This window comes from Burkholderia sp. M6-3, from assembly GCF_050858985.1.
GTDB lineage: Bacteria > Pseudomonadota > Gammaproteobacteria > Burkholderiales > Burkholderiaceae > Paraburkholderia > Paraburkholderia caledonica.
Genome location: NZ_CP110090.1, coordinates 1,310,071 through 1,334,543, shown reverse-complemented (window position 1 = coordinate 1,334,543; position 24,473 = coordinate 1,310,071). Strand labels below are relative to the sequence as shown.

The following is a 24,473-nucleotide window of genomic DNA, read 5'->3' as shown; positions in this document are numbered from 1 at the left end:
GGTGTTCCTGTCTCGAGCGCGCCGTTCGATGAAGCAGCGCGCTCCGCTATTGCCCCGCGTCAATACGCGTTGCCGGACATTACTCGGCACGCACCGGCACGCGTGGCGCGACCGCGCACATCAGCTCGTAGCCAATCGTGCCGCAAGCGCGCGCGACGTCGTCGATCGGCAGCGACGCGCCCCACAATTCGACGCGCGAGCCCACGTTCGCAGTGGGAATCGGCGTGAGGTCGACGGTGAGCATGTCCATGGACACGCGTCCCACAACCCGCGTGCGCACGCCTTCAACGATCACCGGCGTGCCTTCCGGCGCGACTCGCGGATAACCGTCCGCGTAACCGCACGCCACCACGCCGATGCGCATCGGCCCGCGCGCCTTGAAGAGCGAACCGTAGCCGACCGTCTGGCCTTCCGCGATGTTCTGCACGCCGATCAGTTCGGACGTGAGCGTCATGGCGGGCTGCAAGCCGGTGCCCTGGATTGCCGCGGACACACCCGAAGGCGACGCGCCGTACAGAATGATGCCTGGGCGCACCCAGTCGAAGTGCGATTGCGGATGCCACAGCGTGGCCGCCGAATTGGCGAGGCTGCGCATGCCTGCGATGCCCTGCGCACCGCGCTCGAACGCTTCCATCTGATGAGCCACGCCACGCTCGCTGTCGGCGTCGGAAAAATGGGTCATTAGCGTGATCTGACCGACGCCCTGACAGGCGCGCGCCCGCTCCCACGCCGCGCGGAATTTCTCCGGCGCGTAGCCGAGCCGGTTCATGCCGCTATTCATCTTCAACTGGATGTTCACAGGCTTCGAGAGCCGCGCCATTTCCAGCATGCGCAATTGCTCGTCCGAGTGGAGCGCCGTGGTCAGGCTATAGCGGTCAATGACGTCGATATCCGTCGGACGAAAAAAGCCTTCGAGCAAAAGAATCGGGCCGGCCCAACCCAATTCACGCAACTTCACGGCTTCTTCGAGGTCCAGCAACCCAAAGCCGTCCGTTGCACGTAGGCCCGGAAAAGCGCGCGCGAGGCCATGGCCGTACGCATTGGCCTTCACGACCGCCCAGATCTTCGATTTAGGCGCATAGCGGCGCGCAACGGCGAGGTTATTGGCGAGGGCGGAGGTGTGAATCGTGGCTGAGAGGGGGCGCGGCATGGAATATTTTCGTAAAGACGCTTGCGAATCAGCGGCTTACAGAGCGTTTTCAACGCGCGGCAGCCCGCTGGGCGGTGCGATCAAGGATTCTGCTAGTCTGAATGCAGCTATTTTCATGATATAAAGCCGTGCGCACAACCCATTTCGAACGGCATAAGCCCGGACGCATAACAAACGGCCGGGGCGGACAGACCGCAGCGAGGACAGCATCGCATCAGATGAAAAAAGGTTTTTACACCATCATGGCCGCGCAGTTTTTTTCGTCGCTGGCCGACAATGCGCTTCTGATCGCTGCTATCGCACTGCTGAAAGATCTACACGCCCCCAACTGGATGACGCCGCTGCTCAAGTTGTTCTTTGTGCTGTCGTACGTCGTTCTCGCCGCATTCGTGGGCGCCTTCGCCGATTCGCGTCCCAAAGGACGCGTGATGTTCATCACGAACACTATCAAGGTGCTCGGCTGCATCACGATGCTGGTCGGCGCGCATCCGCTTCTGGCGTATGGAATCGTGGGGTTTGGCGCGGCTGCGTATTCGCCCGCCAAATACGGGATTCTCACCGAACTGCTGCCGCCTGACAGGCTCGTCGCCGCAAACGGCTGGATCGAAGGCACCACGGTCGGCTCGATCATTCTCGGTACGGTGCTCGGCGGAGCGCTGATCAGTCCGCATATTGCTGCGCCGATCCTGCGGCACCATATTCCCACGGTCAACACGCCTGCTGAAGCGGCGATGCTGGTCATCATGGTGATCTACGTCATCGCTGCGCTCTTCAATCTGCGTATTCCCGACACCGGCGCGCGCTACCCGAAGCAGGAACGCGGCCCGATCAAACTCGTCACCGATTTCGCGGACTGTTTCCTCGTGCTGTGGCGCGACAAGCTCGGGCAGATCTCGCTCGCGGTCACGACGCTGTTCTGGGGCGCGGGCGCCACGCTGCAATTCATCGTGCTGAAGTGGGCGGAAGTGTCGCTCAACATGTCGCTCTCCGAAGCGGCAATCCTGCAGGCGGTGGTGGCCGTCGGCGTCGCGGGCGGCGCGATCTTCGCCGCCTCGCGCGTGCCGCTGAAAAAGTCGCTGTCGGTGCTGCCGGTGGGCATCATGATGGGGCTTGCCGTGATGCTCATGGCCTTCTACACACGCAACCTCTTCCCTGCTCATTGGGGGGTGTACTTCGGCCGGATGCACGTGCCGGGCTATCTGATCGTCGCTTATGTCTTCCTGATGATCGTCGGCGGCCTGTCGGGCTTCTTCGTCGTACCGATGAATGCGCTGCTCCAGCATCGCGGCCACGTGTTGCTGTCGGCGGGTCACTCGATCGCCGTGCAGAACTTCAACGAGAACCTCTCCGTGCTCGTCATGCTGTGCCTGTACGCGGTGCTCGTCTGGCTCGACGTGCCGGTCACGGCGGTCATCGTGCTGTTCGGCACCTTCGTCTGCCTGATGATGTGGCTCGTGATGCGGCGTCACCAGGCGAACCAGCGCGCGTTCGACTCCGTCGCGCTGATCGGCGAAGTCAAGCACTAACGCGTCTGGGCGCGTCGGCTTCTGCTGCCGCCCTCGCGCCTTCACCCTTTCCCGCTTCGCGATGACCCAACCGATTCCCAATGTGCTGACTATCGCCGGTTCCGATTCGGGCGGCGGCGCCGGCATTCAGGCCGATCTAAAGGCTTTCTCGGCGCTCGGCGCTTACGGCGCGAGCGTGATTACCGCGCTCACCGCGCAGAACACGCGCGGAGTCACCGCGATCCACGCGCCGGACGCGGGCTTCATCACCGCGCAACTCGACGCCGTGTTCGACGACATCCGCATCGACGCGGTGAAGATCGGCATGCTCGCCAATGCGTCGATTGTCCGCGCAGTTGCCGAGGCGTTGCGCCGGCACAAGCCCACGAGCATCGTCCTCGATACGGTGATGATTTCGAAGAGCAACCATGCGCTGCTGCTGCCGGATGCGGTCGCCGCATTGCGCGAAGAACTACTGCCGCTCGCCGATCTGCTGACGCCCAATCTTCCCGAAGCCGCCGCACTGCTCGACCGCGTGCAACCGGCTGCCGACGAAGCCGGCATGGTCGAGCAAGGCGAAGCGCTGCGCGCGCTCGGCGCGCGCGCGGTGCTGATGAAGGGCGGTCATCTGAGCGCGACCGACAGTCCGGACTGGCTGATCCAGCAAAGCGGCACGCTGCGGCTGGGCGGCCCGCGTGTGCCGGTGAAGAACACGCATGGAACGGGCTGCACGTTGTCGTCGGCGATTGCAGCCCTGATGCCGCAACGCGACGATCTGGCGGGCGCGGTCGCAGAGGCCAAGGAATACCTGACCGGCGCATTGCAGGCGAGCGATCGGCTCGACGTCGGCAACGGCGTCGGACCCGTGCATCATTTCTATCGATGGTGGTAACGCGGCCGCGCTACCGCCTTGCATAGGCCTGAGCCTGCTCAGGCCACTCGTCGGGTACGACGAAGCCACGCGAGCGTTCAGCCAGGTTGCCCGCCACGTCTTCTGCCAATGCGGCGATCATGGTTGGGCCGGTTGGCTGGGCGCTTCGTGCGGTGAGTGCTAGCGGATCGATCAATGCCCTGCTGGCGGTCTGCTCCGCGTCTTGACCATAACGCCGGGGCGCCAGCCATTCGAGCCGCGGTAAGACGCGCCAATGCTGCGCATGCGCCGCCGCGAAGTCCGGCCACTCACTCCGTGTCACCCACCAGCCGCGGCCATGCGCGGGGTCGAGTTCGACCGCATCTGCCGGCGTCTCGTCGTGCCGATAGAACAACCATCCTTTGACGAACATTTGCGGTGTCCACGGTCCCGGATAACCCGTCGATGCAAAATCTTCGCGCGCGCTCAAGGACAATTGATGATTGAGCAGATGGGCGAGCTTCAGGTCGAAGCGGTCCTTGAGGTTCGGGCCGACATAGTTCGATAACCGCGATGACGTGAGCGATGATGCGGACGGTGAAAGCGGCGCGGTTCGGGCGTTGACATCGCCGGCATGCAGATAGCATTTCACCGCAAGCTCCCAGTGAAGCCGCGCACCCTCTCGCGTGTGTAGCAGGAAATCGCATTCACCGAGCGTGACCCCCGCGCGCCGCAGCGGCACGCCCGCCGCGATCAGCCGAGCCGTGGGGCCATGTTGCAGGAACCAGCCGAGCAAGCGTTCGGCGTAGCGGCCGAGGCGAGTAATGCGCGTTGCGGCGAGATCGTCGTGCAGCGGGGCGGGCGCTGCATCGAGCGCGCACAGCCAGTCGACGATGTCGTGTAGCTGCCGCGAGGTCGCGAATGGAGTGGCGAGTTCGCCCACCGGCGGTTGCGGACGCAACAAATCGGCGCTCAACAGCAGCCAGGCGAGATCGCGAACCGCGCAGTCGCGCAGCTTGCCGAGCAATGTGGAAAGAACGGCGTCCGCGCTGGCGGCATCAACCGGAGCGGAATCTCCGCTCCCAACAGCCGCTCCGACAGAGTAAGCGCCGGCGACGTGTTTGCGCGCCGTCGGCTCATCCCCGCTCACTGTTTTGCCGCGTTCGATGCTGCACCACCGGCCGCACGCCACGTATCGCGCGCGAGACACAAATCGGCCCATGCTTTGGCCTTGTCCGGCAGGCTACGCAGCAGATAGGCCGGGTGATAGGTGACGATCACCGGCACACCCTCGTACTCGTGGACGCGGCCGCGCAACGACGAAATGCTCGCGTCGGTCTTGAGCAGGCTTTGCGCGGCGAAGCGACCGAGCGCTACGATCAGCTTCGGTTTCACGAGCCCAACCTGGCGTTGCAGATAGGGTTCGCAACGCGCGACTTCATCGGGTTCCGGATTGCGGTTGCCGGGCGGCCGGCACTTGATGACGTTCGCGATATACACGTTCGCGTCGCGCGCCAGCGTGAGTGAGCGCAGCATGTTGTCGAGCAGCTTGCCGGCCTGGCCGACGAACGGCTCGCCCACGCGGTCTTCGTTCTCGCCGGGCGCTTCGCCGATCAGCATCCAGTCGGCGTTCCGATCGCCCACGCCGAAAACCGTCCTGGTGCGCTTCTCGCACAGCCGGCAACGCTCACAGGTTGAGACCCGCTCGCTCAGCGCGTCCCATTCGAGCGTGTGGATCGCGGGAAGTTGGGGCGTGTCGCCGAGCGCGTGCATCGGCGCGCCGGCGTCGCCCGGCGGATGAAGAGGGAGATCGTCGAACCAGGCGAAGTCGTCGGCGGGCGGCGCGTCGAATGACGACGACTCTGGCATGTGCGGCTCGGCGCTGGCGCTTGCTGGATTGCGGCTTTCGGCGGCACGTGGCGCGCGCTGCTGCGTCGCCTCCGGTGCGCGGCGCGGCGCGCCATTTGCCGATTGATCTGCGAGGCGCGCTGACCCTTGTGCACGCTCGACCGGCTCTGCCTGCTGCGAATCATTCAGTGACGCTCCCGACTGGGACCGCTGAGTTTCGCGACCTGGCGCATCGGTGCCCATCCGCGTCTGCGTCTGCGTCGGCGTTTGCATCTGCGCGACGTCGTCGGCTTGTCGCACCGGCTCTGCCGCGCGCATGGCCGGCGCGGGCGACGTCTGCGGCGTCAATCCGACCGAAGAAGGCTCGCGGGCCTCGAGCCGCGTGAGAACGCTCGCACCGTGCGGGCGCGACGCGTCGGCGCGCTGCTCCGCCCCGGGTTCGTCGGCCGCTTCCGGCGTCGCGGCCATCCCGCGACGTACCCAGCGCGGCGCGAGCCCGAACTCTTCCAGTACTGATTCATGCAGCGCCATCCGCGCCCTCCCTGACAAACGATAAACGCATCACGATGGCGTCCTCCCGGCTGCGATGCCGCGCCGGATAATAGTTTTTGCGCCGGCCGATCGACGCGAAGCCGAAACGCTCATAGAGCCGGATGGCGCGATGATTCGACGGCCTCACCTCCAGCAGCAGACCGTCGAGTTTCTCGGCGCGGGTAATGCGCACGGCTTCCCGCAGTAGCGCGAGTCCTGCGCCCGCCCCTTGAGCGGCGGGCGTTACGCACAGATTCAGCAGATGCATTTCGTCGACGACCGGCATCAGCACGCAATAGCCGATCAACGTACCCGTCACATGCCGCAGACAGACGCCGAAATAGCCGTTGCGCAAGGAGTCGCCGAAATTGACGCGGCTCCAGGGGAATTCATAGGCGAGCTTTTCAATGGCGGCCACTTCGTCGAGGTCGCCCTCGGTCATGGGCGACATGTAGCGGTCCGCCAGCAGCACGCCGCTCATTGCCGTCCCTCGCGCGGCTCGGCGTGACGAGCGGGCGCCGCGGCCTGTTCCGCCTTGGCGGCCTTTTCCGCGGTGCGCTCGGCCGTTGTTTGCGCGACCTTGTTGCGGATGTACTCGGGCGCGGCCTGATCGGCCGGGACCGTGCGGCCCGCGTGGAACGCGCGCAACGCGGCGTACGCGAGCGGCAGCGCATGCGGCAATGCTTCATGATCAACGGTCCGGGCGGCTGCGAGCGCCGGCAGCCGCGCGCCGAAGGCCGCGGCGGCGTTGCCCGCGAGCGTGAACGGTTCGTCGGGCAACACGAGCCGCTCGGGCGTATCGAGCGATGCGCCTCGAACGGTGCGCCATTCGCCGTCAACGTCATCCCACGCGTAGTCGGCCCAGTAGATTTCGTCCATGCGGGCGTCGAGCGCCGCCAGCACGCGCGTAGCGGCCGGATCGCGGCGCCGCGCACTCTCCGCGCAAACCAGCAGCGTGCTGACCGGCACCACCGGCAGATCGAGGCCGAACGAGAGGCCCTGCGCGGCGCCCGTCGCAGTGCGAAGACCGGTGAACGAGCCGGGACCTGAACCGAACGCAATGGCGTTGCAGTCGGCCAGTGTCAGGCCGGCTTCGTCGAAAAGTTCGCGGATTGCGGGCAGCAGGCGGGTACTGGACACGGCGCCCGTCTGCTCGTGACGGACCCACACACGCGACTCGGCGCGCGCGCGGCCCGCTGCACCGGCGTCGACGGCAGACAGAAGCGCTACCGAGCAGAATTCGGTGGAAGTATCGAGGGCAAGAAGCACTGTTTGAGTCATGGACCGTATTGTAATCGGCGCCGCGCGCGCGGATGCGGTTTGGTCTCGGCCGCAACGCGCGTTGTCGCCACGAGGCCCGCCCTTGCGTGCCACTGATACAAAACCGGCGCGCACTCCCTGCTTGCAGGCGCCTTGCGTTTGGAATAAGCCCTCGGCCACGCCGTGGCATGCAATTGCTATGATCGTCGGCCACCTAACCACCCCGCCGGAGAGCACGACGATGACGGACCTCGACACGCAATTCACCCAAGCCCAGGAAGACGTCAAACAACTGCCGGAGCGTCCGGGCAACCTCACACTGCTGCGGCTCTACGCCCTCTATAAGCAAGCCAGCGAAGGCGACGTTCAAGGCGACAAGCCGGGCTTCACGGACATCGTCGGCAAATACAAGTACGACGCGTGGGGGGCGCTCAAGGGCACCGCGCAGGACGCCGCCAAGCAGCAGTACGTGGAACTGGTCGAGTCGCTGAAGAGCGGCGCGTCCGCATGACGTGCAAGTGACGCCGAGCCGCTCGCAGCGGAGCGTCGCGCGATCTTAAGCGCGAGAGTCCTGCCAGGAAATGTCTTAACAGTGGCGCAGTGCAACAAATACCTATACAATGTTGCCTGCGCTTCACTGCTTTGCCCGGTTTTTCATTTATCGGCCTTTGCGGCGCAGCGCCTCGTAGCGTTTAGCTCCAATCCAGTTTAGAACCTGTCCCCTCCTGCCTAGCCCCCTACGGGCGATCATGTCCCAGGCTGGCGACAAGCCAATGTTGGCCTGTCGCATCCGATACAGCTTCTAACGAAAAACTCGCCTTTATTGTTGCGAGTTGCCCCCGTTTTTCGATTTGCTCGCTGCTTCTTTGCTCGCTGAATCCGACGACTTGGGTATGCCGATTGGCGCCGACGTTTTAATTCCCTGTGTTTCAAGGATTCTCATGACTTCGAGCAATACCCCCAGCAGCCCGTTGAACGCCATCGCCGACCAAGCCCTCGGTCTCGCCGACGCACCCGCGCAAGCCGCAGCCGTTGCTGCCGCGCCGGCCGTCGCCGCTGAAGCCGCCGCGCCCGCCGGTCCGACGTTCGCGTCGCTCGGCCTGTCCGCGGATGTCGTCTCCGCGCTGACCGCCGCTGGCTACCAGAACCCGACGCCGGTTCAGCAACGTGCGGTTCCGGCTGGCATCGCCGGCCGCGACCTGCTGGTGTCGAGCCCGACCGGTTCGGGCAAGACCGCTGCCTTCATGCTGCCGGCCATCGAACGTTTCTCGCAGTTGCAGAAGGCGCAAGCCAGCCAGCCGCGCGAACCGCGTCCGGCCGACGGCGCACGCACGCGCCGCCCGCAACCGGTTGCCCGTCCGACCATGCTGGTTCTGACGCCGACCCGCGAACTCGCGATGCAGGTCACCACCGCCGCCGCTACTTACGGCAAGCATCTGAAGCGCCTGCGCACCGTCAGCATTCTGGGCGGCGTCGCTTATGGCCAGCAATTGATGCTGCTTGCAAAGAACCCGGAAATCCTGGTTGCCACGCCGGGCCGTCTGATCGACCACCTGGAACGCGGCCGTATCGACCTGTCGCAATTGCAGATTCTTGTACTCGACGAAGCTGACCGCATGCTCGACATGGGCTTCATCGAAGACATCGAGACGATCGTCGCGGCCACACCGGCCACGCGTCAAACCATGCTCTTCTCGGCCACGCTCGACGGCAAGATCGGTTCGCTGACGGGCCGCCTGCTGAAGGACCCGGAGCGTATCGAGATCGTCCAGCGCCTCGAGCAGCGCACCAACATTGCGCAAACCGTTCATTACGTCGACGACCGCGATCACAAGGACCGTCTGCTCGACCATCTGCTGCGTGACGCGGGCCTCGACCAGGCTATCGTCTTCACGGCGACCAAGATGGACGCAGATCAACTGGCCGGCCGTCTTGCCGACGCTGGTTTCGAATCGGCGGCCCTGCACGGCGATCTGCCGCAAGGCGCGCGTAACCGCACCATCAAGGCACTGCGCGAGCGTCGCGTTCGCGTGCTGGTGGCAACGGACGTCGCCGCTCGTGGTATCGACATTCCGGGCATCACGCACGTGTTCAACTACGACCTGCCGAAGTTTGCCGAAGACTACGTGCACCGTATCGGCCGCACTGGCCGTGCCGGTCGCTCGGGTATCGCAGTGAGCCTCGTGCATCACGCCGAACAGGGCGCACTGAAGCGCATCGAGCGCTTCGTCCGCACTCCGCTGCCGGTCAACGTCGTCGCTGGCTTCGAGCCGCGCAAGTCGGCTCCGTCGGGTAACGGCCGTCCCGGCTTTGGCGGCCGTGGCCGTCCGGGCGGCGGCAATGGCGGCGGACGCCGCTTTGGCAGCGGCTCGGGCAAACCGGCCGGTAACGGCAGCAGCTCGCGCAGCGGCACCGGTGGCGGTTGGGCCGGCAAGTCGGCTGGCGGCGGTTCGCGTGACGGCGGCTTCGGCGGCGGTTCGCGTGAAGGCTACGGCGGCTCGCGTGACGGCGGCTACGGCGCACGCCGCAGCGACGGCCCGCGTACCGCGCGTCGCGGCAGCTAAAGCGCGCTAGCGCGCGCGGCCAGCGAGCGGTTTGGCTGCTTCAATGCGGCAGCCGCGCATGACTGGCAGCAGCTAGACCTAGTTGTACAGACCCCGCAGCCTTGCGCTGTCGTCGGGTCAAACTGAAAACCGGTGCTCATGCACCGGTTTTTTTTCGCCCGCACTCCCATCACCTCCCACATTTCACGATGTGCAAAATTTTTTTGCGTCGTAAAAAATCGTGCTGCAAGGCACAACATGGCAATTGCAAGATGGGAAAAATCGTTTCTTAATGCGGAACGAAATATGTAATGCTTTGATTTTTATCAGGAATAAATATCGGAAAATCGCGCGCAGGCCGCTGTTGTGTATCCTTGGATTTGCCTAGACTCTTATATAAGAGTTCGGGAAACGGAACGCCTTCAAGGCCAACCGCTTCGACGAAGACAGTTTTGATCATCCATTTCAGGCAACCAAGGAGCACATCATGACGACGCGCGAAGAACAAGCCCGCCAACTTCAACAGCAATGGGAAACCGATCCGCGCTGGAAAGGCGTCAAGCGCAACTACACTGCCGAGGACGTGATCCGTCTGCGCGGCTCGGTGCAGGTCGAGCACACGCTCGCCAAGCGCGGCGCCGAAAAGCTCTGGCATAGCGTGAATACGGAGCCGTTCGTCAATTCCCTCGGCGCGCTGACCGGCAACCAGGCAATGCAGCAGGTCAAAGCGGGTCTGAAAGCTATCTACCTGTCGGGTTGGCAAGTCGCGGGCGATGCCAACGTGGCCGGCGAAATGTACCCAGATCAGTCGCTTTACCCGGCGAACTCCGTGCCGCTCGTCGTCAAGCGCATCAACAACACGTTGACGCGCGCCGATCAGATCCAGTGGTCGGAAGGCAAGAACCCGGGCGACGAAGGCTACATCGACTACTTTGCGCCGATCGTCGCGGATGCCGAAGCCGGTTTCGGCGGCGTCCTGAATGCTTTTGAACTGATGAAGGCGATGATCGAAGCCGGCGCGGCAGGTGTGCACTTCGAAGATCAGTTGGCGTCGGTCAAGAAGTGCGGCCACATGGGTGGCAAGGTGCTGGTGCCGACGCGCGAAAACGTGGCCAAGCTGACGGCTGCGCGTCTTGCCGCGGACGTATCGGGCGTGCCGACCGTGCTGCTCGCTCGTACTGACGCGGAAGCAGCCGATCTGATTACGTCCGACGTCGACGAGAACGACAAGCCGTTCCTGACCGGCGAGCGCACTGTCGAAGGTTTCTACCGCACGAAGCCGGGCCTCGAACAGGCGATCTCGCGTGGCCTCGCTTACGCTCCTTACGCGGACATGATCTGGTGCGAGACGGGCAAGCCGGATCTCGAGTTCGCGAAGAAATTCGCCGACGCCATTCACAAGGAGTACCCGGATCAACTCCTGTCGTACAACTGCTCGCCTTCGTTCAACTGGAAGAAGAACCTGGACGACGCGACCATTGCCAAGTTCCAGCGCGAACTGGGCGCGATGGGCTACAAGTTCCAGTTCATCACGCTGGCCGGCTTCCACGCGCTGAACTACTCGATGTTCAACCTCGCGCACGGGTATGCCCGCAATCAGATGACGGCGTTCGTCGAGATGCAGCAGGCCGAATTCGCGGCAGCGGAAAAGGGCTTCACCGCCGTCAAGCATCAGCGCGAAGTGGGCACCGGCTACTTCGACGCGGTCACGCAAACGGTCGAGCGCGAAGCATCGACCACCGCGTTGCACGGCTCGACGGAAGACGAACAGTTCTTCGACAAGAAAGTCGCGTAACGGCCTCGCGGCCCGATCGCGAAACGTCAGGCAGATAGACGGCGGAACAACGGCGAAGCGGTTTTGCCGGGGGTTCGCCGTCGACAGGGAGGAGTCTCGCCATCGCCGCATCCGCATATCAACGCGGGGCGATGGCGGCTCTTCGCAAGGCGGGGGCTAGACAGAAAGCCAGCACAAAGCATTGTGCGGCGAATGGGACGACGCGCCGGCTGACTGCCGGCGCGTTTTCCGCTGGAGCTGCGAGCCGCAAGGCAGCGAAACCGTAGCGCCCCGAGGCTCAGCGGTACACCAGCACCGGGATTTTGGTATGCGTGAGCACCCGCTGCGTTTCACTGCCGATCAGCAGGCTGCCGAGACCGCGACGCCCGTGGGAGGCCATGAAGATCACGTCGCATGCGCCCCGCTCCGCCGCTTCGATGATGCCGAGATACGGCGCCGGATGCACGCTGGTGCGCCTGTCGACGACTACCCCGACACGGCTCGCGGCAAGCTCCACTTCGCGCAGATGTTGTTGCGCTTCGCGTTCGCTGCGTTCGAGAAACTCGGACGGCGGTTCGACAACGATGTCGGAGAACGGCGCATACGGATATTGCGGCAGACATGCGTAGGCGGTGATGCGCGCGCCGACCGCCTGCGCGAGGTCGATTGCGCCGGCCATTGCCTTGCGCGAGAGATCTGAACCATCGGTCGGAACGAGAATGTGCTTGAACATGTGCCCTCCGTATCCGTGTCCGGCTGCCCTCTCGCCTTCGTTCGGCGCGGCATTGCCACACTTGTCAGGCCCGTGAACGGCCCATGCGTCAGCGCCGGCCGAGGCTTTGCGTGCTGGCCTCAAAAGAATTGTAGGTCGTGGATACCTGCCGCCAACCGTTATTGAGGGTCTGTCCGAGTATGGAAAACCCGTTGCGCCGCGTCAGCCCCAGTACTCTGGAAGGCCATAGGTATGCTTGAGAAAATCCAGGAAAAGCCGCACTCGCAACGGCAAATGGCGGCGCTGAGGAAACACCGCGTGAATGCCGATGGGCGGCGCGGCGAACTCGTCGAGCACGCTCACGAGGCGCCCAGCCGCGATGTCCGCGCCGACTTCCCACCACGATCGCCATGCGAGGCCGTGACCTTCGAGACACCACTCGTGCAACACGGCGCCGTCCGAGCATTCCATCGTGCCGGACACCTTGATCGATACGACCTTATCGGCCTGCTGGAACATCCAGCCGCGCTGCTGGTTGGCGCTTGCACCGAGCGCGAGACAGTTGTGCTGAGCAAGATCCGCAAGGCTATGCGGCGCGCCGCGCCGGCTCAGATACGAAGGCGATGCCACGCACACACGCCGGTTCTCGCCGAGTTTGAGCGACACCAGCGAAGAATCGGGCAATTCGCCGAGCCGCACCGCGCAATCGAAACCTTCGTTGACCAGATCGACGAGCCGGTCCGACAGATCGAGCGTGATCGAAACATCCGGATGCGCGACCGTGAACGCCGGCACCAGCGGTGCGACGTGGCGGCGCCCGAAACCGGCCGGCGCGGAGAGCCGCAAATGGCCGCTCGCCTTCACGCCGCCCGCCGACACGCTTGCCTCGGCGTTCTGCATGTCATGAATGATGCGCTGACAATCTTCGAGAAACGCCGAGCCTTCGAAGGTCAGCGTGATCTTGCGGGTCGTGCGCACCAGCAATTTGACGCCAAGGCGTTCTTCGAGCGCATCGATTCGGCGTCCGATGATCGCGGGCGCCACGCCTTCGGCAAGCGCCGCGGCAGACAGGCTGCCTTTCGCGGCGACAGTGACGAAGGTCTCGATCTGCTTGAATCGGTCCATGGAAGGGCGCCGCTGGCGCGGCGAAGGTGGCCGGAGCGCGTCAGATTAGGTGCATGAAAGTAAAAGATCAAGTGATCTTTGTCCTCTTTTTTAGCGCACAGCAGCGCTAATACAATCCGTCCTGACCTCTGACAGGAGCGCACGGCAATGTCGGCCACAACGACACTCTTCCCCAAAGCAGTGATTTTCGACGCCTACGGCACGCTTTTCGACGTGCACTCGGTGATCGCTGCTGCGGAGCAGTTGTTTCCCGGACACGGCGACGCCCTCTCGCAGTTGTGGCGTCAGAAACAGATCGAATACACGCAGTTGCGCACGCTGGCCGATGCCGGCGGCGACGCCGCGCACTACCGACCGTTCTGGGACATCACGCTCGACGCCCTGCGCTTCTCTGCGAAAAAACTCCAACTCACGCTCGGCCGTTCCGCTGAAAAGCGTCTGATGGATGAATACGCGTGCCTGTCCGCGTTTCCCGACGCGGTGCCAGCGCTGCGTTTGCTAAGGGACTCGGCGTCCGCATCTGCGTCCGGCGTTGCCGCTGGGCTGTCGCCGGCATCCGCATCCCGAGCCTCACGCGGGCCGTCCTCTGCGGCCGGCGCGTCAGGCGGATCGCGCCCCGGCCTCGCGATTCTGTCAAACGGTAACCCTCAAATGCTCGACGTCGCGGTGAAGAGCGCGGGCATGAGCGGCCTGTTCGACCATGTGCTTTCCGTCGATGCCGTACGCGCATACAAACCCGCGCCCGCCGCCTATGCGCTCGGCCCTCAGGCCTTCGACGTGCTTCCGCGCGAGATTGTCTTCGTGTCGTCGAATGGCTGGGACATCGCCGGCGCAACCTGGTTCGGCTTCACGACGTTCTGGCTCAACCGACAAAACGCTCCGCTCGAAGAACTGGGCGTGACGCCGCACGGCACGGGCGCGGGCATGACCGATCTGTTGGCTTTCCTGAAGACCGTCACCACTGCAGGACGCGCCCACACCATAGCGAGCCGCATACGCCACAGCCCCGGCGTATGACGCTTCCCTCTCGCAACTCATCGAATCAACTGAATCAACTACCGCTGCATTTCAACTTTGCATTTTGCAATCTGACCGACCAAGGAGAAAACATGGCGAATCCGCTGTCATCGTTGTCGCTGCCGCAGGGCATGGAAATCACCGCTGAAATCAAGCCGGGCTATGAAGCGATCCTCACGCGCGAAGCGCTCGAACTCGTCGCCGCATTGCATCGCACGTTCGAGCCGCGTCGTCAGCAGTTGTTGCAGGCGCGGACGGAACGCACGAAGCGGCTCGACGCCGGCGAGCGTCCCGACTTTCTCGCCGCGACGAAGAGCGTACGCGACGGCGACTGGACCATTGCGCCGCTGCCTGAAGACCTGCAATGCCGCCGTGTGGAGATCACCGGTCCGGTCGAGCGCAAGATGATCATCAACGCGCTGAACTCGGGCGCGGATTCGTACATGACCGATTTCGAGGATTCGAATGCGCCCAGCTGGGACAACCAGATCACCGGCCATGTGAACCTGAAAGATGCCGTGCGCCGCACCATCTCACTCGAGCAGAACGGCAAGAGTTATAAGTTGAACGACAAGGTTGCCACGCTGATCGTGCGACCGCGCGGCTGGCATCTCGACGAAAAGCACTTGAAGGTGGACGGCAAGCGCGTGTCGGGCGGCATCTTCGATTTCGCGCTGTTCATGGTGCACAACGCAAAGGAACTGGTCGCGCGCGGCTCGGGTCCGTACTTCTATTTGCCGAAGATGGAAAGCCATCTCGAAGCGCGCCTGTGGAACGACATTTTCGTCGCGGCGCAGGAAGCGGTCGGCGTTCCGCGCGGCACGATTCGCGCGACGGTGCTGATCGAAACCATTCTTGCCGCGTTCGAGATGGACGAGATTCTGTACGAGCTGCGTGAACATAGCTCGGGCCTGAACGCCGGCCGCTGGGACTACATCTTCTCGGCGATCAAGAAGTTCAAGTCCGACCGCGACTTCTGTCTCGCCGACCGCTCGCAGATCACGATGACTGCGCCGTTCATGCGCGCGTATGCGCTGTTGCTGCTGAAGACATGCCATCGCCGTAACGCGCCGGCCATTGGCGGCATGAGCGCGTTGATTCCGATCAAGAACGACGCGGCCGCGAACGAGAAGGCAATGGCCGGCGTGCGCTCGGACAAGGCACGCGATGCTGGCGACGGCTATGACGGCGGCTGGGTTGCGCACCCGGGCCTCGTGCCGATCGCGATGGAAGAATTTGTCAAGGTGCTGGGCGACAAGCCCAACCAGATCGGCAAACAACGCGACGACGTGCTCGTCACTGCCACGGACCTGATGGACTTCCGTCCGGAAGCGCCGATCACCGAAGCCGGTCTGCGCAACAACATCAACGTCGGCATTCACTACCTGGGCTCGTGGCTCGCGGGCAATGGCTGCGTGCCGATCCACAATCTGATGGAAGATGCCGCTACCGCTGAAATCTCGCGCTCACAGGTGTGGCAGTGGATTCGCTCGCCGAAGGGCACGCTCGACGATGGGCGCAAGGTAACGGCCGAGCTGGTGCGCGAACTCGCCGTGCAAGAACTCGACAAGGTGAAGCAGGCCGTCGGCGGCGATACGAAACCGTACGAACGCGCGGCTCAGATCTTCGAAGAGATGTCGACGTCCGAGCAGTTCACCGACTTTTTGACGCTGCCACTTTACGAAGAAATCTGAACGCGAACGCTTGCCGTGTTGTACCGACGAGTGCGTGCAACGATGGATTGAGCGAACGGCCCGACAGGCGCATGCCTGGCGGGCCGTTTCTTATGAGTGGGAACGCATAGGAGCACATAAGCGCGGACGGGCGCAGACGAGCGCGCGGCGGCCGCGTCAGCGCGTGGCGCGATACTCGACCCAATCGCCGGACTTGATTTCCGGCAGCCCCTTCACCGCATGAGGCGTGACCGGATAGAAGCGGCAGTTCACGACGTTGCCGTCCACTTTCACCATCACTTCGCGGGCCAGAAAGCGATCTTCGACGCCGGGATATACCGCTTCGATCTCGTCGAGCACGGCGACGAGTTCATCGTCAATTTCGTAAACGTCGCCGGTGACGTCCACGCCCTGTTCGTCGACAACGAGTCCCGGGTACGAGCCGAAGTCGAACAGATGGCCGCGAACCGTGGCCGTGCCAAGCAGATTCGGCTCGGTTATTTCGTTGCGAGCCGCGGCTTCCCGGATGTCGTTCACTTCGCCCGCCCGCAGCGTGCCATATACAAAGACGGTTTGCATCGTGGTTGGTGCTCCTCGAATAGGTCGTCGGTCAATCGGAACATTATGCAACGTCTCAAACCATGCACGCTCTACAATGAGAATCCGCTCAGGTTCGGGCCTTGTACCCGCAGCGTTGTGTTCCGTGGATCGACCTTTGCCATGACTCCGTACGCCGGCTCAGACCGGTCCAGCTTCGTCAGCTTGACCGACACTCCGCCAGAGTTTCAACCGAACGACACGCATCCCATTCGCGTGCGCTCGCGACCCATGCCGATGGGTTCTCACTTCGCGCGTCATACGCATGCGTGGGCGCAGGTCGCATATGCGTCGCGCGGCGTGCTGCGGGTGGCGACAACAGGCACGACGTGGATGGTACCGCCCTCTCGCGCGATCTGGGTCCCGCCGCATGTCACCCATGAAGTGGTGGCCGTCGAAGACGCGTTCCTACGCACGCTGTACATCACCGAAAGCACGGTGCCTGCCGGGCTCGACGCCCCACGCGTGGTCGAAGTCTCGAACCTGTTGCGAGAAGTGATCGCCGCGCTGGACACGCCCGGCATTTCGCCCGCGCGCGAGCAGTTGCTCGGCGCGCTTGCGATAGATGAGCTAACACGTTCGGAGCCACTGCCGCTATCGGTGCCGATGCCGAACGAAAAGCGGCTGCGCGCGCTATGCGAGGCGGTAATCGCGGATCCGACGCCAGGGGAATCACTCGAACAGTGGGCGGCGAGCGTAGGAGCGAGTACACGCACGATCGCGCGTCTGTTTCGGCAGGAGCTTGGCGTGAGTTTCTCTCAGTGGCGGCAGCAGGCGATTCTTGCGCGGGCGATCCCCCTGCTGAGTCAGGGACGGCCACTGTCGCATGTCGCGCAGGAGTTGGGCTATCAAAGCCAGAGCGCCTTTTCCGCGATGTTCCGGCGTGCGTTCGGCGAAAGCCCACGCGCCTTTATCGAGCGAGGCTCGGAGCATCGACTGGAAAACGGAGGAGACAGCGACGATCCACAAAGCAACGACGTGGACGGGCCGGTCGCACCGAACCGCGCGGACGCAGCGAGCGGCGCAGATCGTTAAACCGCCGACTGGCGGCTCAGACTCGCCGAGCGAGATGACGGATCGCGCCGAGCTGGGCAAGCCGCGGGCCCGCCAACTTGTAGCCTTTACGCTGATAGAGCCGCGCCGCGGGATTGTCGACGAACACACGCAATTGCAGTTCGCGCAGTCCGCGCTCGCGCGCCCATTGGTGCGACATATCTAGCAGATAGGTGCCCGCGCCGAGCCGCCTGTATCCCTCGGCAATTTGCACGTCGCGAATATGAAGCGAATCGCCTTCTTGCGTGATGCGCAGCACACCAATCGGCTTGCCATCCATTTCGAGGATGAAATTCTCCGACTCGCGCCAACTGCCTAGAAACAGATCGCCGCGCCAGACGAGATGATGGCGCTGATAATAGCCGCCCATGTTGCCATGAGTCAGCGCCTCGGCGAACTCGAAATCATCCATGCTGGCTTTGCGCAGATGGAACGATGACGGAGCTTCGGTTGGATCGAACATGGCGGCACGGCGAAGAGAAGTCGGATCAACGGTAAAACAGGCCGCGCGCGCTGGCAATGGCTGTTTGTCCCGAGCATATCCAGGCGGGGCCGTCAGCGGAAACAAAAAAGCCCACTTCTTACGAAGTGGGCTTTTTAGATCTGGCGGAGCGGACGGGACTCGAACCCGCGACCCCCGGCGTGACAGGCCGGTATTCTAACCAACTGAACTACCGCTCCAGATTTGACACCAGGCAAACAAGCTGCGCTCGCTTACCGGCGGCACCGTTCAACTTCCAACCGAACGACGCCGATTTTCTGGCGTCCCCTAGGGGATTCGAACCCCTGTACTCACCGTGAAAGGGTGATGTCCTAGGCCTCTAGACGAAGGGGACAACGTACTGCTTACACCTTTAATGAAAAAGCCCGTTCAAGTGTTTATGAACGGGCTTTGTCTGGCGGAGTGGACGGGACTCGAACCCGCGACCCCCGGCGTGACAGGCCGGTATTCTAACCGACTGAACTACCACTCCAGTCTTCACACCCTGGCTTGCGAGCGTCGGTTATTTCTCTGCAAGCTGCGCTGCTTTACTGCAAATCGGGGATTAACCCGAACACTAAAGCGACGCTGATGTTTGGCGTCCCCTAGGGGATTCGAACCCCTGTACTCACCGTGAAAGGGTGATGTCCTAGGCCTCTAGACGAAGGGGACATAATCTTTTCAGACATGTCTTTTACTCGCCGCTGATTCGGACTAACTAGCGCAACGCTAACTGCTAGATATTTGTTCCGTCAACTGCGAAGACCGCTATTTTAACTACGATACTGCTGCTTGTGAAGTCTTTTTTGCTACAGGTTCCATGCTTCGGAACGACTTCACTCTGCTCTGATGGTGGAGGTAAGCGGGATCGAACCGCTGACCTCTTGCATGCCATGCAAGCGCTCTCCCAGCTGAGCTATACCCCCTTGCAGAACAGAAACGAGATTCTAGAGGCCAATCTGCGCTTTGTAAATACCCTTTGAGCAATTGCATGCGACTTTTTTCCGAAGTCGCACGCAAACAATCTCAATGCGTCCAGGAATGCACTCAGGACCACTTGTTGGCCCTTCCTTGCCTCATGCCAACGCCTTTTCGATACGACTGACGACCACGTCGCGACCGAACAGCATCAGCACCATGTCAATCGACGGTGTATGCGTCGTGCCGGCCACGAGCAGTCGGACCGGCATTGCCAGCTGGGGCATCTTCAACTTGTGCCTGCCCAGCGTCGTTTTGAGCGCAGCGGCGATCGCCTCCTTCGTCCACTCCACCGTCTTCAGCGCAGCGGCAAGATCGCTGAGCGCCGGGCGCACTGCGTCCGTCACATGCTGCGCCAATGCCTCGGCGTCGGGAGCCGGCGTGCGGTAGAACATCGCCGCATTCTCTGCGATCTCCTTGACTGTCGACGCGCGGTCCTTCAGCAAGCCCACGACTGCCGTCAGATCGGCGCCTTGAGCGATGGTGGCCTCGTCGATGCCAAGTTCCGCAAGGAACGGCCGTGCGAGTCCGGCGAGGCGGCCGTTATCCGCTTCCTTGATGTAATGCGCGTTCAGCCAGTTCAACTTGTCGTGGTCGTATTGCGCCGGCGACTTGCCCAGATGCTCGAGATCGAACCATTCGACGAACTGTTCGCGCGAGAAAATTTCCGCGTCGCCATGCGACCAACCCAGGCGCGCCAGATAATTGACCACCGCCTCCGGCAGATAGCCGGCGTCGCGGTAACCCATCACGCTCATCGCGCCATGGCGCTTGCTCATCTTCTCGCCCTGCTCGTTAAGCACGGTCGGCAAGTGCGCGTACACCGGCGTTTCGCCGCCGAGCGCCCGCAGAATGTTGATCTGGCGCGGCGTGTTGTTCACGTGGTCGTCGCCTCGAATCACGTGAGTGATGCGCATGTCCAGATCGTCGACCACCACACAGAAGTTATAGGTCGGCGTGCCGTCGGGCCGTGCGATGACGAGGTCGTCCAGTTCCTCGTTCGATATTTCGATGCGCCCTTTCACCGCATCGTCCCAGGCCACCACGCCAGTGAGCGGATTGCGGAAGCGCAGCACCGGCTGCACGCCGGCCGGCGGCTCAGGCAACACCTTGCCCGGCTCCGGGCGCCATGTGCCGTCGTAGCGCGGCTTTTCGCCGGCTTCGCGCTGACGCTCACGCAACGCGTCGAGTTCTTCTGTCGACATGTAGCACGGGTAGACGAGCCCCGCGTCCTGCATCTGCTTCAGCACTTCGCGATAACGGTCCATGCGCTGCATCTGGTAGAACGGGCCTTCGTCGAAATCGAGGCCGAGCCATTCCATGCCTTCGAGAATCGCGTCCACGGATTCGGTCGTGGAACGCTCCACGTCGGTGTCCTCGATCCGCAGCACGAAGGTCCCTTTCATCTTGCGCGCGAACGCCCACGGGTAGAGCGCGGAGCGAATGTTGCCGAGGTGAATGAAGCCGGTGGGACTCGGTGCGAAACGGGTACGAACGGAGGTGGTCATTAGCGGTTACTCGAAGACTGGCGCCGACGCAGGACAAGCATCGCCCGTAAAGCGCGGCAGCGAACCGCGCCCATACGGCACGACAGCTGCCGTGCATGGACACGAAGGAATTGAAGCGAATGTCGAATTATACCTTTCGTGAGCGCGCGGCCCGACCTCGTCCGAACGGGCTATTGACGGCCACGGGCAGTGGCTGCGCAACGTTTCATTACCGGTCGCCGCGTGCGCGCCGCTTTGATTTATGATGTGCGCGCGCGAAAGCGGAGACGCCGCCATCCGCGCATTGAACCGCTATTTGCATTTGCCCTGACCCTTGCCTGAGCGCGGCGAAAAGTGGCCGCTCGCGCCGTACGCACCCGACGCGCCCCACGCGCCGTTGCTGGAGAACTCGTTGAAACCTTCGTCGCCTCGTTACGGCCGCCGCAATTTTTCGTTTGCGGCCGCCTCCGCGGTACTCGCCGCCTGCACCACCGCGGGCAGCAAAATCGACGGCGTGTCGTCGTCGAGCCCGGCCACAGCCACGCCTACCACGAACACGCCACCGCTCGACAAGCCGCAACGGCCCATTCGGGTCGCCCTTGCGCTGGGCGGCGGTGCTGCGCGCGGCTTCGCGCATATCGGCGTGATCAAGGCGCTGGAAGCGCGCAATATCCAGGTCGATCTTGTGGCCGGCACGAGCGCCGGGTCGGTGGTCGGCGCGCTCTACGCGTCAGGCATGAACGGGTTCGCGCTCAACAAACTGGCGCTGAACATGGACGAAGCGTCCATTAGCGACTGGGCCATGCCGTTTCGCACGCGCGGTTTTCTGCAAGGCATCGCGCTGCAGAATTATCTGAACACAACGCTCAACAATCGCCCGATCGAGAAGATGGCGAAACCGCTCGGCGTAGTCGCGACCGACCTGAAAACCGGCCAGCCGATCCTCTTTCAGCGCGGCAATACCGGCGTCGCAGTGCGGGCGTCGTGCAGCGTGCCGTCCATCTTCGAGCCGGTCAAAATCGGCGGGCATGAGTATGTGGACGGCGGGTTGGTGAGCCCGGTGCCGGCGTCGTTCGCACGCAAGATGGGCGCGGACTTCGTGATCGCCGTGGATATCTCGCAGCGTCCCGAAAGCGGCCTGACGGCCAGCTCGTTCGACGTGCTCATGCAAACCTTCACGATCATGGGTCAGACCATCAAGGCCTACGAGCTCGATAAGTACGCCGACATCGTCATCCGGCCGAATCTGGCGGCCATGAGCGGCAGCGACTTCTCGCAGCGCAATGCTGCAATTCTGGCGGGTGAGGAAGCCGTCTCGAAGATCATGCCGGAGTTGCAACGCAAGCTGGCCGCGAGCCGCGCGCAGGCCTAGGGTTACTCACGCGCAGCACGCTCAGGAATCAGACCCGCCAAAACGCAAAAGCCTGCTTCAAACGAAGCAGGCTTTTTGTTGTTGCCTGAAGCGCCGGCGCAGCTAAATCAGTTGTTGCCGCCAAGCGTAGCATTCACACGTTTGCGCAGATCTTCGCCCTCCTGGTACGACGTCTCGATCCGGCGTGCCCCGGTGAAACGTTTTTCCCAGTAGCCGCTATCCATGTCGTCCACGCGGATGGTGCTGCCCGTGGAGGGCGAATGCACGAACTTGTTGTCGCCGATATAGATGCCGACATGGGAGAACGTGCGGCGCATGGTGTTGAAAAACACCAGATCGCCCGGCTTCAGGTCGCTCACGCGGACCTTTTCGCCCACACGACTCATTTCCTCGGCGCGGCGCGGCAGCGCCATGCCCAGCGTGTCCTGGAAGACGTAACGCACGAAACCGCTGCAATCCAGCCCGGAGTCAGGGGTATTGCCGCCCCAACGGTAGCGAACGCCGATCATGTTCAGCGCGCCGACAACCACGTCGCCTGCCTTGCCGGCCATGCCGGAAAGGAACGAACGGGCGCCGCCGTCAGTGTTGCTGCTGAGCGTTTGCGAAGTGGAGGAGGACGAGGAATTCGCCGGGTTGCTCGGCGAAAATGAGGCATTCTGATTGAAACTGCTGACTTCGTCGGCGAAAGCGCCGGGAGCTGCTGCGATCAAGACGCCAATGAACATCCCGGCGACGGCGCGCGTGCAAGCCTGGGTCAAATTTCTGTGCTGCATTGGTCGGTATTTTTTGCTAAAGAATCAGTGGGATACGGAAAAAAGTTTGGTCGATACTAGCCAGTAAGTATTCACGTGTCAAAACAAATAGAAAAATACAATCGAGACCCGCACCCAATTGGTGAAAGGGTGAAAAATCAGCGGTCCAATGCTGCTTTCAGGAGCTTTCGAGTGTAGGGGTGCTCAGGCGTCGCAAAGATTCTCTCAACCTCTCCACTTTCCACGATAGAACCGTTTTGCATCACCGCCACGCGGTGCGCCATCGCCCCGATCACCGCCAGATCGTGGCTGATGAAAACAAAGCCCAAGTTGTATTTCTGTTGCAGCCCGGCGAGCAGTTTGAGCACTTGCTGCTGGATCGAAACGTCGAGTGCGCTGGTCGGTTCATCGAGGATCAGAATCTGCGGCTCGACCACGAGCGCCCGCGCAATGGCGATGCGCTGGCGCTGCCCGCCGGAAAACTCATGCGGATAGCGCAGCAGCGCGGTCCGGTCGATTCCGACCTCGCGCAGCACGGCGACCACTCTGTCGCGCCGCGCCTGCGGCGTCATTTGCGGCCGGTGCAACGCGAGTCCTTCGCCGACGATCCGCTCGATCGTCTGACGAGGCGAAAGCGAGCTGAAAGGGTCCTGAAACACTACCTGCATGTTCGAGCGCAACGCGGTCTGCTCCGCGCCGCGGTAGGTGGAGAGCGCCCTGCCCTGAAACTCGATCTCGCCGTGCGCCGTCTGCTGCAACCCGAGTAAGGCCATGGCGAGCGTCGACTTGCCCGAACCCGATTCCCCAACGATGCCGAGCGTTTCGCCCTGACGCACCGAGACGCTCGCGTCCGCGACCGCGCGAAACCGCCCGGCCCGAAACCAGCCCGCAAATCCCGGCACCTTGGTTTTGAAATCGACGGAAACGTCGCGGGCCTGCAGCAGCACCGGCGCGATAGGCAGCACTGGCACGACCGTGCGCTGCGGCCGGCTTTCCAGCAGCCGTTGCGTGTAAGGATGTTGCGGCGACTCGAAGACCTGCTCGACTGGCCCGCTTTCGACGAGGACGCCCTTCTCCATCACCGCGATGCGCTGAGCGAAGTGGCGAACGAGATTCAGGTCGTGCGTAATCAGCAGCACCGCCATGCCGCGCTTTTGCGCTTCGTCGCGTTGCAGTTCAAGGAGCAGTTCGACGATCTGCGCGCGAATCGTCACGTCGAGCGCGGTAGTCGGTTCGTCCGCGAGCAGCAGGCGCGGACGGCACGCCAGCGCCATTGCGATCATCGCCCGCTGGCGCTGTCCGCCCGAAAGTTGGTGCGGGTAGCTGTTCACGCGTTTGCCCGGCTCGGGAATGCCCGTGCGGCCCAGCAGCGCAACCGCCCGCTTGCGGGCTTCCGCCGGCGATACGCCGTCATGCACGACGATCGTCTCCGCGATCTGCGCGCCGACTGTGTACAGCGGATTGAGCGCGGTCATCGGCTCCTGAAAGATCATCGCGATGTCCGAGCCGCGCATGCCGCGCATCTCACGCTCGCTTTTCGCAAGCAGATCCTCGCCGTCGAACCGGATCGAGCCGCTTACCTGCGCGTCGCTCAGCAGACGCAGGATCGACAGCGCCGTGACGCTTTTTCCCGAACCCGATTCGCCGACGAGCGCAACGCGTTCGCCGCGCTGGATCGCCAGCGTGACGTCGTTCACCGCCACCGTATCGCCGAAGCTCACATGCAGATGATTGAGTTCAAGCAACGGCACGGCATTCGTCACGT

21 protein-coding genes and 5 tRNA genes are annotated in these 24,473 nt (G+C 62.9%); 9 read left to right on the top strand and 17 right to left on the bottom strand.

The window, feature by feature from the left end; genetic code table 11:
* Window positions 1–79 precede the first annotated feature (79 nt).
* Window positions 80–1,150 carry an alanine racemase gene (alr, locus tag OH764_RS05775; RefSeq protein WP_498848342.1) on the bottom strand — a complete coding sequence of 357 codons (1,071 nt, stop codon included), beginning with the start codon at window positions 1,148–1,150 and terminating at the stop codon, window positions 80–82.
* Window positions 1,151–1,368: 218 nt separating this feature from the next.
* On the opposite strand from alr, the gene lplT reads away from it, so the two are divergent.
* Window positions 1,369–2,676, top strand: a complete 1,308-nt coding sequence (gene lplT, locus OH764_RS05770) for a lysophospholipid transporter LplT (RefSeq protein ID WP_027775349.1) — start codon at window positions 1,369–1,371, stop codon at window positions 2,674–2,676.
* 61 nt (window positions 2,677–2,737) lie between these two features.
* Window positions 2,738–3,547 carry a hydroxymethylpyrimidine/phosphomethylpyrimidine kinase gene (gene thiD / locus OH764_RS05765; protein ID WP_498848341.1) on the top strand — a complete coding sequence of 270 codons (810 nt, stop codon included), beginning with the start codon at window positions 2,738–2,740 and terminating at the stop codon, window positions 3,545–3,547.
* 10 nt (window positions 3,548–3,557) lie between these two features.
* On the opposite strand, the gene OH764_RS05760 is transcribed toward thiD, so the two are convergent.
* From OH764_RS05760 to tsaB, 4 genes are read right to left on the bottom strand one after another with little or no spacing between them, the layout of a single operon-like run.
* Window positions 3,558–4,697, bottom strand: a complete 1,140-nt coding sequence (locus OH764_RS05760; protein ID WP_498848764.1) for a DUF1853 family protein — start codon at window positions 4,695–4,697, stop codon at window positions 3,558–3,560.
* The gene (locus OH764_RS05755) at window positions 4,652–5,884 is read right to left on the bottom strand and encodes a uracil-DNA glycosylase (protein ID WP_498848340.1); all 1,233 of its coding nucleotides are present in this window, start codon (window positions 5,882–5,884) and stop codon (window positions 4,652–4,654) included. Before OH764_RS05755 ends, OH764_RS05760 begins: the two co-directional genes overlap by 46 nt.
* Window positions 5,871–6,365 carry a ribosomal protein S18-alanine N-acetyltransferase gene (gene rimI, locus OH764_RS05750; RefSeq protein ID WP_020065603.1) on the bottom strand — a complete coding sequence of 165 codons (495 nt, stop codon included), beginning with the start codon at window positions 6,363–6,365 and terminating at the stop codon, window positions 5,871–5,873. Before rimI ends, OH764_RS05755 begins: the two co-directional genes overlap by 14 nt.
* Window positions 6,362–7,165, bottom strand: coding sequence for a tRNA threonylcarbamoyladenosine biosynthesis protein TsaB (gene tsaB, locus OH764_RS05745; RefSeq protein ID WP_498848339.1), 804 nt, complete (start codon window positions 7,163–7,165; stop codon window positions 6,362–6,364). Before tsaB ends, rimI begins: the two co-directional genes overlap by 4 nt.
* A gap of 220 nt (window positions 7,166–7,385) precedes the next feature.
* Here tsaB and OH764_RS05740 point away from each other — a divergent pair, with 220 nt between their 5' ends.
* From OH764_RS05740 to aceA, 3 genes are all read left to right on the top strand, one after another.
* Entirely contained in the window at window positions 7,386–7,655 is a 270-nt protein-coding gene (locus OH764_RS05740; RefSeq protein WP_498848338.1) for an acyl-CoA-binding protein, read from the top strand.
* A gap of 430 nt (window positions 7,656–8,085) precedes the next feature.
* On the top strand, window positions 8,086–9,708 hold the full coding sequence (locus OH764_RS05735) for a DEAD/DEAH box helicase (protein WP_498848337.1): 1,623 nt from the start codon (window positions 8,086–8,088) through the stop codon (window positions 9,706–9,708).
* 466 nt (window positions 9,709–10,174) lie between these two features.
* Entirely contained in the window at window positions 10,175–11,482 is a 1,308-nt protein-coding gene (gene aceA, locus OH764_RS05730) for an isocitrate lyase (RefSeq protein ID WP_498848336.1), read from the top strand.
* Window positions 11,483–11,759: 277 nt separating this feature from the next.
* Here the strand turns inward: aceA and OH764_RS05725 are convergent, their stop codons facing one another.
* Window positions 11,760–12,194 (bottom strand): universal stress protein, encoded by a 435-nt coding sequence (locus OH764_RS05725; protein ID WP_020065598.1) that lies wholly within the window; start codon window positions 12,192–12,194, stop codon window positions 11,760–11,762.
* 201 nt (window positions 12,195–12,395) lie between these two features.
* Window positions 12,396–13,298, bottom strand: coding sequence for a LysR family transcriptional regulator (locus OH764_RS05720; protein WP_027775359.1), 903 nt, complete (start codon window positions 13,296–13,298; stop codon window positions 12,396–12,398).
* Window positions 13,299–13,445: 147 nt separating this feature from the next.
* On the opposite strand from OH764_RS05720, the gene OH764_RS05715 reads away from it, so the two are divergent.
* Complete coding sequence (locus tag OH764_RS05715; RefSeq protein ID WP_498848335.1) at window positions 13,446–14,315, top strand: (S)-2-haloacid dehalogenase; 870 nt, start codon at window positions 13,446–13,448, stop codon at window positions 14,313–14,315.
* Between the two features lie 92 nt (window positions 14,316–14,407).
* Window positions 14,408–16,009 carry a malate synthase gene (aceB, locus tag OH764_RS05710; RefSeq protein ID WP_498848334.1) on the top strand — a complete coding sequence of 534 codons (1,602 nt, stop codon included), beginning with the start codon at window positions 14,408–14,410 and terminating at the stop codon, window positions 16,007–16,009.
* Window positions 16,010–16,165: 156 nt separating this feature from the next.
* On the opposite strand, the gene OH764_RS05705 is transcribed toward aceB, so the two are convergent.
* Complete coding sequence (locus tag OH764_RS05705; protein ID WP_498848333.1) at window positions 16,166–16,567, bottom strand: gamma-glutamylcyclotransferase family protein; 402 nt, start codon at window positions 16,565–16,567, stop codon at window positions 16,166–16,168.
* A 141-nt stretch (window positions 16,568–16,708) separates the two neighbouring features.
* Between OH764_RS05705 and OH764_RS05700 the strand changes: the two genes are divergently transcribed.
* Window positions 16,709–17,620 (top strand): AraC family transcriptional regulator, encoded by a 912-nt coding sequence (locus OH764_RS05700; protein WP_498848332.1) that lies wholly within the window; start codon window positions 16,709–16,711, stop codon window positions 17,618–17,620.
* Window positions 17,621–17,636: 16 nt separating this feature from the next.
* Here the strand turns inward: OH764_RS05700 and OH764_RS05695 are convergent, their stop codons facing one another.
* The 7 genes from OH764_RS05695 to gltX form a co-directional block, all read right to left on the bottom strand.
* Window positions 17,637–18,101: a GNAT family N-acetyltransferase gene (locus OH764_RS05695; RefSeq protein WP_498848331.1), complete on the bottom strand. Its 465-nt coding sequence runs from the start codon at window positions 18,099–18,101 to the stop codon at window positions 17,637–17,639.
* 141 nt (window positions 18,102–18,242) lie between these two features.
* Window positions 18,243–18,319 (bottom strand) — tRNA-Asp (locus OH764_RS05690).
* Between the two features lie 79 nt (window positions 18,320–18,398).
* Window positions 18,399–18,474, bottom strand: a tRNA-Glu gene (locus tag OH764_RS05685).
* Window positions 18,475–18,535: 61 nt separating this feature from the next.
* A tRNA-Asp gene (locus OH764_RS05680) sits at window positions 18,536–18,612 on the bottom strand.
* 103 nt (window positions 18,613–18,715) lie between these two features.
* Window positions 18,716–18,791: transfer RNA gene (locus OH764_RS05675), tRNA-Glu, on the bottom strand.
* 178 nt (window positions 18,792–18,969) lie between these two features.
* Window positions 18,970–19,045 (bottom strand) — tRNA-Ala (locus OH764_RS05670).
* A gap of 150 nt (window positions 19,046–19,195) precedes the next feature.
* Window positions 19,196–20,605, bottom strand: coding sequence for a glutamate--tRNA ligase (gene gltX / locus OH764_RS05665; protein WP_498848330.1), 1,410 nt, complete (start codon window positions 20,603–20,605; stop codon window positions 19,196–19,198).
* 391 nt (window positions 20,606–20,996) lie between these two features.
* On the opposite strand from gltX, the gene OH764_RS05660 reads away from it, so the two are divergent.
* Complete coding sequence (locus OH764_RS05660; RefSeq protein ID WP_498848329.1) at window positions 20,997–21,956, top strand: patatin-like phospholipase family protein; 960 nt, start codon at window positions 20,997–20,999, stop codon at window positions 21,954–21,956.
* A 107-nt stretch (window positions 21,957–22,063) separates the two neighbouring features.
* Here the strand turns inward: OH764_RS05660 and OH764_RS05655 are convergent, their stop codons facing one another.
* Both OH764_RS05655 and OH764_RS05650 read right to left on the bottom strand, forming a co-directional pair.
* Entirely contained in the window at window positions 22,064–22,729 is a 666-nt protein-coding gene (locus OH764_RS05655; protein WP_498848328.1) for a C40 family peptidase, read from the bottom strand.
* A 137-nt stretch (window positions 22,730–22,866) separates the two neighbouring features.
* On the bottom strand, window positions 22,867–24,471 hold the full coding sequence (locus OH764_RS05650; protein ID WP_498848763.1) for an ABC transporter ATP-binding protein: 1,605 nt from the start codon (window positions 24,469–24,471) through the stop codon (window positions 22,867–22,869).
* Window positions 24,472–24,473: the final 2 nt, after the last annotated feature.

Excerpts from the sequence above, each read along its gene's own strand:
- alr (WP_498848342.1), bottom strand. The coding sequence starts at position 1,150 with ATGCCGCGCCCCCTCTCAGCCACGATTCACACCTCCGCCCTCGCCAAT.
- lplT (WP_027775349.1), top strand. The coding sequence starts at position 1,369 with ATGAAAAAAGGTTTTTACACCATCATGGCCGCGCAGTTTTTTTCGTCG.
- thiD (WP_498848341.1), top strand. The coding sequence starts at position 2,738 with ATGACCCAACCGATTCCCAATGTGCTGACTATCGCCGGTTCCGATTCG.
- OH764_RS05755 (WP_498848340.1), bottom strand. The coding sequence starts at position 5,884 with ATGGCGCTGCATGAATCAGTACTGGAAGAGTTCGGGCTCGCGCCGCGC.
- rimI (WP_020065603.1), bottom strand. The coding sequence starts at position 6,365 with ATGAGCGGCGTGCTGCTGGCGGACCGCTACATGTCGCCCATGACCGAG.
- tsaB (WP_498848339.1), bottom strand. The coding sequence starts at position 7,165 with ATGACTCAAACAGTGCTTCTTGCCCTCGATACTTCCACCGAATTCTGC.
- OH764_RS05740 (WP_498848338.1), top strand. The coding sequence starts at position 7,386 with ATGACGGACCTCGACACGCAATTCACCCAAGCCCAGGAAGACGTCAAA.
- OH764_RS05735 (WP_498848337.1), top strand. The coding sequence starts at position 8,086 with ATGACTTCGAGCAATACCCCCAGCAGCCCGTTGAACGCCATCGCCGAC.
- aceA (WP_498848336.1), top strand. The coding sequence starts at position 10,175 with ATGACGACGCGCGAAGAACAAGCCCGCCAACTTCAACAGCAATGGGAA.
- OH764_RS05725 (WP_020065598.1), bottom strand. The coding sequence starts at position 12,194 with ATGTTCAAGCACATTCTCGTTCCGACCGATGGTTCAGATCTCTCGCGC.
- OH764_RS05720 (WP_027775359.1), bottom strand. The coding sequence starts at position 13,298 with ATGGACCGATTCAAGCAGATCGAGACCTTCGTCACTGTCGCCGCGAAA.
- OH764_RS05715 (WP_498848335.1), top strand. The coding sequence starts at position 13,446 with ATGTCGGCCACAACGACACTCTTCCCCAAAGCAGTGATTTTCGACGCC.
- aceB (WP_498848334.1), top strand. The coding sequence starts at position 14,408 with ATGGCGAATCCGCTGTCATCGTTGTCGCTGCCGCAGGGCATGGAAATC.
- OH764_RS05705 (WP_498848333.1), bottom strand. The coding sequence starts at position 16,567 with ATGCAAACCGTCTTTGTATATGGCACGCTGCGGGCGGGCGAAGTGAAC.
- OH764_RS05700 (WP_498848332.1), top strand. The coding sequence starts at position 16,709 with ATGACTCCGTACGCCGGCTCAGACCGGTCCAGCTTCGTCAGCTTGACC.
- OH764_RS05695 (WP_498848331.1), bottom strand. The coding sequence starts at position 18,101 with ATGTTCGATCCAACCGAAGCTCCGTCATCGTTCCATCTGCGCAAAGCC.
- gltX (WP_498848330.1), bottom strand. The coding sequence starts at position 20,605 with ATGACCACCTCCGTTCGTACCCGTTTCGCACCGAGTCCCACCGGCTTC.
- OH764_RS05655 (WP_498848328.1), bottom strand. The coding sequence starts at position 22,729 with ATGCAGCACAGAAATTTGACCCAGGCTTGCACGCGCGCCGTCGCCGGG.